The following is a 4,512-nucleotide window of genomic DNA, read 5'->3' on the forward strand; positions in this document are numbered from 1 at the left end:
TTTGAGCCTCGTTAATATTGGTTATTAATTCGAAATCTAGGTTCGTATCAGAACTTCCAAACAGTAAAAACAAACACAGCGCCTAAATAGGCGCTGTTTTTGTTTGTTATCTCGTTATCGCTTAATTAAGCGACAAGAAGTCAGATTAAGCGATAAAAAGTGAGACTAAGCGATGAAAATCTGTGCCAATGCGTAGCCTAAACAACATGCACCCACTACACCGATTAAACCGACCGACATGAATGAGTGGTTGAAATACCACTTACCAATCTTGGTGGTACCAGAGACATCGAAGTTAACCGTAGCGATATCTGATGGGTAGTTCGGGATGAAGAAGTAGCCGTAAACCGCTGGCATTAAGCCGATAAGCAGGGCTGGGTCTAGTCCTAAGCCAAGACCAACAGGCAGCATCATACGTGCAGTAGCGGCTTGCGAGTTCACCACAACCGATACAATGAATAGCGCTAGTGCAAACGTCCATGGGTAGTTAGTTACCATTTCTACGATGCCAGATTTGAACTGAGGCATTGCGTATTGGAAGTAAGTATCCGACATCCAAGCGATACCGAAGATAGCAATCGCCGCCACCATACCCGATTTGAATACCACACCGTTTGGCACATCACGCGGGTCAGTTTTGGTTGCCAGCAAGATGATACCGCCGAAACAGAGCATCATCATTTGGATGATCACCGACATCTTGATTGGCTTGTCGCCGTCTACGATGGTTCTGATCTCTGGCACCATCGCCACGATAACAATCACGACAATTGAAAGTAGGAAAATCAATACCGCATTACGAGCCGAAGTTGGCAGTACTTCATCCAAAGAGGTCGCAGTAGTGCTCTCGATGCGTTTTTTCCACTCAGGATCTTTTAGACGCGCTTGGTATTCAGGATCGTCGTTCAGTTCTTTACCACGTTTCAAGCTATACAGAGAAAGCAAAAGTGTGCCGAACAGCGTTGCAGGAACCGTCACCATCAAAATCGAAAGCAGAGTAATAGAGTGTTGGATATCAGAAAGTTGCGCGAGGTAATAGACCACAGCAGCCGAGATTGGAGACGCCGTAATCGCCAATTGAGACGCCACCGATGCAGCCGCCATTGGGCGTTCAGGACGAATACCGTTCTTCAATGCCACATCACCGATGATAGGCATGATGGAGTAAACCGCGTGGCCAGTACCTAATAGGAATGTCATCGAGTAAGTCACGAACGGTGCTATCAAGGTGACGCGTTTCGGGTTCTTTCTCAGTACCCTTTCGGCCACTTGCAGCATGTATTTCAAGCCACCAGCCGCTTCAAGAATAGAAGCACAGGTAACAACAGCGAGGATGATCAGCATTACGGTGACAGGTGGAGACGTTGGTGGCATCTTGAAGACAAACACCTCGATAACCAAACCAATACCAGAAACAACACCTAAGCCGATACCGCCATACCGAGACCCGATATAAAGTACGACTAATAAAAATAGAAACTCAAAATACAACATAAGCAACCTTGCTAAAAATGTGGACTAATTCTATTTTGTCCGTAAGTTCCACCATTTACTTTTTGCTTGGTCACACTATGATTGCAGGCTTCCGCAAATTGTTTTTTATAAGATTATGGTCACGCTAACACGCTTGTAAGTTTATGAATTGTAATAGGAAGCTAGGTTCTCAACCTAGATTTGTTATGTATGATAACCATTATTGTGTCTGTTAGAACGGTATGACCTATAAAATATCAGGCTCATAACTTAACGATATCACTCCAGCCCAAATCAATTATATTGCAACTCATCCAGAGGCATATTACAGAGCCAATTCTGCATATTCTCACGCAACACTGACTCGCCTATCTCCAGACACTATGTCAAAATACTCGCCCTCACGACGACAACACAGAAAGAACCACGTATATGAATTTTCAAGCTGCTATTTTTGATATGGATGGACTGCTGCTCGACACCGAGCGACTTTGTATGCAGGTTTTTGAAGAAGCATGTCACGCGCAAGGTGTTCCGTTTTTGCAGGATGTTTACTTAGGCATCATTGGTTGTAACGCAAAAACCATCGAACAGATTTTTAGAAAGGGCTACGGCGAAGGGTTAGATTACCCAGCATTGAACAATGAATGGCGCACTCGCTACAGTGCGATTGTTAAGCACCAAGCTATCCCAGTTAAAGATGGCGTGATTGAGCTTCTTGAATGGCTGAAAGCAAACGACATTCCAATCGCGGTGGCGACCTCGACTCAGCTTGATATCGCTAAAAAGAAGCTTGAGCTGGCTGGCCTAGATTCTTACTTCACCTCACTAAGCACAGGCTGCGAAGTGACCAATGGTAAACCTCACCCAGAGATCTACTTACTAGCGGCAGAACGCCTAGGTGTTGCCCCTGAAACCTGCCTAGCGTTTGAAGACTCAAACAACGGTATTCGCGCATCAATGGCAGCCAACATGATCAGCTTCCAAATCCCTGATTTAGTAGAGCCATGTGACGAAGTAAAAGCGCTTGGGCACACCATCAGCCCTTCTTTGCATGATGTGTTAGCACAGCTTCAACAAGCTGCAGCTTAGGCTCTGAACCGTTGTTAACGCTTTGATCAACACAGGATAACCTTTCTATTAAGCCGACTCACAGAGTCGGTTTTTTTGTGGGTATTCCTTTTATAAAAGATAAAAACTCGCGCTTGAAACTGTTAAAGTCGATATGAAACGACACTGAACGATAAGCAACATTAATAACGTCTACAGATGGGGAAAGGGACGCGTGATTAAAAGATTTGAAAGCCAACTGCTTGATTTTGCACAGCAAGAGATGACACAAGATGCAGCGCACGACATCAGCCATATTAAGCGCGTAGTCAAAACTGCCAAGGCTTTATGTACTCAAGAACAGGCTAAGCTTGAAGTCGTGCTGCCCGCCGCTTACCTTCATGATTGCTTCACCTTTCCGAAGAACCACCCAGACCGCGCTCAAAGCTCACAAATGGCGGCAGACAAGGCTATCTCTTATCTCAAATCTATCGAGTATCCTGCGTCCTACCTCGACGAAATCCATCACGCTATTGTCACTCACAGTTACAGCGCCAACATCATACCAGAAACCTTGGAAGCACAGATTGTTCAAGATGCAGATCGCCTAGATTCTCTCGGTGCGATTGGTATCGCTCGCTGCCTGTACGTAGGTCAAAGCTTTAACGCCGAGCTGTATAACCACGAAGACCCGTTTGCGAAGCAGCGTGACTTGGATGACAAGCATTACAGCGTCGACCATTTCTACGTAAAACTGTTTAAGCTCGCTGAAACCATGAATACAAAATCAGCCAAATTGGAAGCCAACAAGCGCACCGAGTACATGCGTGGCTTTCTTGATCAGTTGGCCGCAGAAGTTTAACGGCTTAGAAAAAGAGACACGCGATAAGGAAGAGAGAAGGATATGGAAATAAACCGCTTTAAAGCATCCGACGCCGACGAGATCGTCACTTGGTTTACATCCCTAGAAGACTACGTTCTATGGGGCGGACGGATATTTGGTTGGCCCTTAAAAGCAGCCTCCATCATCGAACGTTCTCAAGAACCACATGTCGAGCTATATACCTTTTCTGCATCTAAGTCATACTCTGAACCGAACGCCGATTCAAACGCCAACTCAAATACCGATGACTTGCTTGGCTTTATGGAGTTTCAACGCATGTCAGACAATGAACTTCGCTTTTGCCGAGTCGCGATTCACCCAAACCAACGAGGTAAAGGGCTTGGGCAATCCATGATAGAAAGTGCATTAGAAGCTACGAAAGAAATCCCAAATATCACCACCATCACCTTGGCCGTATTTAAGCAAAACCACGGAGCAAAACGCTGCTACGACAAAGCAGGATTTCAGGTGGTAGACAAAGAGCCGAGCGTGAAAGAGTTCAATGGCAAAACGTGGCCCTTGTATCAGATGGAATTAAAGCTCTGCTAGTTCATTTTAATTGTCAGGTTAATTTTAGTTACCAGGATTGTTTTAATTAACAGACTTATTTAGTTAATCGACTTGTTTTAATTGCTAGATTCAACCCCATATCATTAAGCATTGGCTACACAGATATAATTTGGAACCTCCAATGACCCAAGAAAAATTCGACACTATTTATCAACGTGCAGCTCACCGTAAAGGCGGAGCAGCCGAACTCGAAAAGATTGTTCGTGCGCCCCTTTCCCAAGCCGAGTTATCGCAAATCACCGACGACCGTTGGCTAGCCGCCTTTACTGAAAAAGTATTCCAGTGTGGCATTTCGTGGAATGTGGTGAGAAAGAAATGGCCGCAATTTGAAGAGGTGTTCTTTGAATTCAACATCGAGAAAATGCTGATGCTGCCGAATGAAATGTGGGAACAGAAAGCACAAGACCCGCGCATTATTCGCCACCTCACCAAGGTGATGACCATCCCTGCCAACGCCACCATGATCCACAATGCCAAGCGTGAAGCCGATTCATTCTCGAAAATGGTTGCCGACTGGCCATCAGAACGTATCACCG

5 protein-coding genes are annotated in these 4,512 nt (G+C 45.3%); 4 read left to right on the forward strand and 1 reads right to left on the reverse strand.

The window, feature by feature from the left end; all coding sequences use genetic code 11:
* Window positions 1–165: 165 nt before the first annotated feature.
* Window positions 166–1,494: an anaerobic C4-dicarboxylate transporter gene (locus AB4232_RS15325; RefSeq protein ID WP_004732879.1), complete on the reverse strand. Its 1,329-nt coding sequence runs from the start codon at window positions 1,492–1,494 to the stop codon at window positions 166–168.
* 411 nt (window positions 1,495–1,905) lie between these two features.
* On the opposite strand from AB4232_RS15325, the gene AB4232_RS15330 reads away from it, so the two are divergent.
* The 4 genes from AB4232_RS15330 to AB4232_RS15345 form a co-directional block, all read left to right on the forward strand.
* The gene (locus AB4232_RS15330) at window positions 1,906–2,565 is read left to right on the forward strand and encodes an HAD family hydrolase (protein ID WP_371726914.1); all 660 of its coding nucleotides are present in this window, start codon (window positions 1,906–1,908) and stop codon (window positions 2,563–2,565) included.
* A 193-nt stretch (window positions 2,566–2,758) separates the two neighbouring features.
* On the forward strand, window positions 2,759–3,385 hold the full coding sequence (locus AB4232_RS15335) for an HD domain-containing protein (RefSeq protein WP_372087461.1): 627 nt from the start codon (window positions 2,759–2,761) through the stop codon (window positions 3,383–3,385).
* Window positions 3,386–3,427: 42 nt separating this feature from the next.
* Entirely contained in the window at window positions 3,428–3,955 is a 528-nt protein-coding gene (locus AB4232_RS15340; protein WP_372087462.1) for a GNAT family N-acetyltransferase, read from the forward strand.
* Window positions 3,956–4,097: 142 nt separating this feature from the next.
* The coding region (locus AB4232_RS15345; RefSeq protein WP_372087463.1) for a DNA-3-methyladenine glycosylase I at window positions 4,098–4,512 on the forward strand (415 nt) is incomplete at its 3' end.

This window comes from Vibrio sp. 10N.286.46.A8 (assembly GCF_041470165.1).
Taxonomy (GTDB): Bacteria; Pseudomonadota; Gammaproteobacteria; order Enterobacterales; family Vibrionaceae; genus Vibrio; species Vibrio tasmaniensis_A.

What these genes read in the sequence shown, in the direction of transcription:
- AB4232_RS15325 (WP_004732879.1), bottom strand. Translation starts at nt 1,494, where the DNA reads ATGTTGTATTTTGAGTTTCTATTTTTATTAGTCGTACTTTATATCGGG.
- AB4232_RS15330 (WP_371726914.1), top strand. Translation starts at nt 1,906, where the DNA reads ATGAATTTTCAAGCTGCTATTTTTGATATGGATGGACTGCTGCTCGAC.
- AB4232_RS15340 (WP_372087462.1), top strand. Translation starts at nt 3,428, where the DNA reads ATGGAAATAAACCGCTTTAAAGCATCCGACGCCGACGAGATCGTCACT.